This window comes from Dokdonella sp. (genome assembly GCF_049593775.1).
Taxonomy (GTDB): Bacteria; Pseudomonadota; Gammaproteobacteria; order Xanthomonadales; family Rhodanobacteraceae; genus Dokdonella.
In genome coordinates this window covers 1-3,615 of sequence record NZ_JBAWHJ010000384.1, presented here as the reverse complement: position 1 = coordinate 3,615, position 3,615 = coordinate 1, and the positions used below count along the sequence as shown (strand labels likewise).

General features: G+C 57.9%; 3 protein-coding genes. All 3 read right to left on the bottom strand.

What is annotated here, in order from left to right:
* Window positions 1-661 precede the first annotated feature (661 nt).
* Window positions 662-1,279 carry a response regulator transcription factor gene (locus tag WBP53_RS13160; protein WP_423929643.1) on the bottom strand — a complete coding sequence of 206 codons (618 nt, stop codon included), beginning with the start codon at window positions 1,277-1,279 and terminating at the stop codon, window positions 662-664.
* Entirely contained in the window at window positions 1,276-3,171 is a 1,896-nt protein-coding gene (locus WBP53_RS13155; protein ID WP_423929641.1) for a sensor histidine kinase, read from the bottom strand. The genes WBP53_RS13160 and WBP53_RS13155 overlap by 4 nt, the downstream gene beginning before the upstream one ends.
* A gap of 248 nt (window positions 3,172-3,419) precedes the next feature.
* Window positions 3,420-3,615, bottom strand: a 196-nt coding sequence (locus WBP53_RS13150; RefSeq protein ID WP_423929639.1) for a deaminase, incomplete at its 5' end; no start/stop codon positions are given.

Below are 3,615 nucleotides of genomic sequence, written 5' to 3'. Positions count from 1 at the left end.
TACGAAAGGCGCACGCCACACGGTTCTTGTAGAAGCCTGCTTTGGCCGCGACGCGGCTTATCGCAACGTGTCGAAAAGCATCGCGGCTGAAGCTCGCTCCTACGAAAGGCGCACGCCACACGGTTCTTGTAGAAGCCTGCTTTAGCCACGACGCGGCTTATCGCAACGTGTCGACATGCATCGTGGCTTGAGCTCGCTCTCGTCAAGAAAACATAGCCTATTGATTGGCAACTACACAATTTGGCCGGCTTTGGCTCCCTCTCCCGCCGGGAGAGCGCTGGGGTGAGGGTACGAGCGGAGCGGAACTTTCGGCACGCGCGTCCCCTCGGCAACTGCTCCTGCGTTGTGATGCACATGGATGTGCGAATGTTGCGTGCGCAGGAGCGGCCTCTCCCTCCTGCATCCATGCAATCGTCATCCGCCTTGATTCACCCCTTCCATGGGGCTCACCCTTCGGGCCGGCATTCGTCGTTCGCGCCCGATCCAGTCGGACGCAGTCGGGCACCTTCCCCCGAGGGGAGAAGGAACAATCAAACGCCCGGGCCCGCAAACCCGCGCACCCCTTTTCCCAGCGCGACAGCGCGCCACCGATTGGTGGGGCGCGGACTTCCGGGAATGGCGCGCATCGACAAGCCACCAGACCTTGCTCCACGCCGTTCAATCAGTCTCGCGAAGACGCAGGCATGCGAAGCAGCAACTGCTTCAGCGTTGCGATGCCGAGCTTCTGCAATAGATTGCGCCGGTGGGTTTCGGCGGTTCGGGGACTCATGGCCAGGGCTTGGGCGATGTGCTTGCTGGTCTTGCCAGCAAGCACGAGATCGAGCACCTCGACCTCACGGCTGGTCAGGGTGGAGACGCGCCGGGCCAGATCGACCTCCGCCAAACTCGCATTGTGAGTGGCTGCATCGTGAGACAAGGCAGCGATGATGCTGTCCAGCAACGCCTGGTCACGGCAAGGTTTCTGCAAGAATTCAAAAGCGCCTGCTTTCATTGCGTCAACCGCGATCGGCACGTCTCCGTGACCGGTCAAAACGATAATCGGCAAATTGAAACCCTGCTCCTTGAGCAAACGCTGGAGCACCAAGCCGCTCATCTCGGGCATACGGACGTCGAGTACCAGACAACCTCGGCGTTGCGGCTGACCTCTTTCCAGAAACTCCTGAGCGGAGGCATAGCCTTCAGCTCGCAATCCAACGGATTCGACCAGCTCGGAAATCGAGTCGCGCACGCCTGCGTCATCGTCCACGACAAATACGGTTTGCTCAACCATCCCGGTCATGTCTTGACTGCCTGTAGAGTGAACTTGAACATAGCGCCCCCATCGGGATTGGGCTCGTACCAGATTCGCCCATCGTGAGCTGCAACGATCGCTTCAGCGATACCCAGCCCCATGCCCATGCCATTGCTCTTGCTGGAATGCAGGCGTCTGAATAGATCGGCTTCCTGGCCTGGAGGAACGCCCGCACCCCAATCAGTCACGCTGACCTGGACTTCCCTCTCGTCAATCATCCGAGCCTCGACCTCCACACGCTTGTCCTGCTTTCCGCTGGCAACAATGCTTTCCATTGAGTTATGCAAAAGGTTGACCAGCACCAACTGGATTTCAAGTTCGTCAGCGAGAATCCCTGGTAGCTCACCGACAGGCCTCCAGATGAGTTGGCACCCGCAGGCAGCAGCTTCCTTCTCCAGAATCGGCAGGACACCTTCCACCAGTCGGCCAAGTGAAGTGGGTATCAATGGGCCATTCTCCCTGCTGACGAGGTTGCGGATGCGGCGGGTTATTTCGCCGGCTCGACCTGCCTCTCCCTCGAGCTTGGCGAGAATATCGATGAGTTTGGGCTTGTCGTCTGTGTCTGCCTGCAATCGTCGCTTCACCGCCTGCGCGTAGTTCTGGATCGCAATCAGCGGCTGATTGATTTCGTGTGCGATGGCAGTCGCCATGGTGCCAAGCGACCTTTCCTTGCTGAAGCGCGACAGGTTGGATCTCAGATCAGTGGACATCGCTTCAGCCTCAAGGCGCCGCCCTACTTCGTCCAAAAGGGCTACCTCTGCTTGCAGGCGTTGCCGCCTGCTGACCAAAAGTACGCCTATCAAGAGTCCCTGCAACACGATTACGATGCCCACCAACCCGATCACCGATTTGTATTCTTCCCAGACCGAGAATTGACGATTTCGAATCTGCGCGCCAGCGGGAAGTCGGCCTTCGTCAATATGCCATCGCGCCATTTCCAGACCATCGAAAATGGCTGGATTTGAAGTAGGCCTTACCACGGGAATCGATGCGGGCTGCTCGCCTTGCAAAATACGCAGGGCCATCAGCGCTGCCTGGTAACCATCCTCCTCCTTGGCCATCAACTTCCCTCCGACAATACCGTGCCCGAGCAAGGTATCCCAGAGGCCGTAGATCGGCACGTTCGAGGCTGCCGAGGCCATCTCAAGCACGGTTGCCGGCACGTAGGCGACCCCATTCCTGTCCCTGAACTGCACCAGATAGAGAATGATGGTCCGCTCCGGAAGCTGGTCGACCGCTGTCACGAGTTCGTCGATGGGCAAGCCCCGCAGCCAGATGAAATCCACCTGTCCTTCAAACTGCCGCAAGGCGTTGAGCACCAGAGGCTCGGAACTCTTCTCGAAGTTGCCAGCACCAATGATCAGCGCGACCCTTTCCGTATCTGGGTGAATGCTCAGCATCAACCCCAGCGTCCCGGACACATCAACATAGTTGGTTATGCCGGTTACGTTGGGAGGCAAGTTTTGACTTGCCACAAAATCCTCGTCCACCCCGGCAGCGAACACGATTGGCACACCGGGAAACAGGGCCTCGCCATTGGCAAGAAGGTACTTCAGCGCCTGGGTGCCGGTGGCTATCAGCACTTGCGGCTTGCGGCTCTCATAGTTTGCGCGGAAGTAGCTAATTAGTGTTTCAGCCAGTTGCCCGTTTGCAGCGTCTGTCAGATGCGGCGATTCAATATCGATCTCGACGATCGGGTGGTCGCCCCCGGAAAAGCCCCGTACCAAACCTTCCTGAATATCAAGATTCACCGGCGAGCTGTTTCTCAATGAATTCAATACCAGCACCCTGTAGGGGTCCTCGCCTTTGGGGAACCCTTCGGCGAATGCCTGATTGAACAGCGAGCCGATGACCACAGTCGCGATTAAACACCCGGCCATGCGCGGAGTGCGGTTCCTAGCCTGCAACCATCCACGGGCAAACTCAACACTCCCGAAAATTTGGCTCAAGGCAGCAAAAAAGCATCGTCGGATTGGAACAAGGTGCACTCAGGGTCTGCCGAATATTTGTGATTGACATGCTGCGAGCCACCCGATTCCCTCCTGAAAGGAAATCGGAAACTCATCCCTATCAGACCTTGTCTGGAACCGAATCTCAAGCGGCGGCGCCATGCGAAATCAGCGTTGCCTTAGCGTCGGCTGCGGAAAAATTCACGCAACATGCCGGAACTCTCTTCGGCGAACAGGCCTGCTGAAACTTCAACACGATGGTTGTGGAGTTCCGAGGTCAAGATTTCAAAGACGCTGCCGGCAGCGCCGGTCTTTGGATCCGCTGCCGCGTAGACCACTCTGGCTACCCGTGCATGCACCAGCGCCATTGCACAC

Bases quoted from the DNA above. Each gene is read 5' to 3' on its own strand.
- WBP53_RS13160 (WP_423929643.1), bottom strand. From the start codon at position 1,279: ATGACCGGGATGGTTGAGCAAACCGTATTTGTCGTGGACGATGACGCA.
- WBP53_RS13155 (WP_423929641.1), bottom strand. From the start codon at position 3,171: ATGGCCGGGTGTTTAATCGCGACTGTGGTCATCGGCTCGCTGTTCAAT.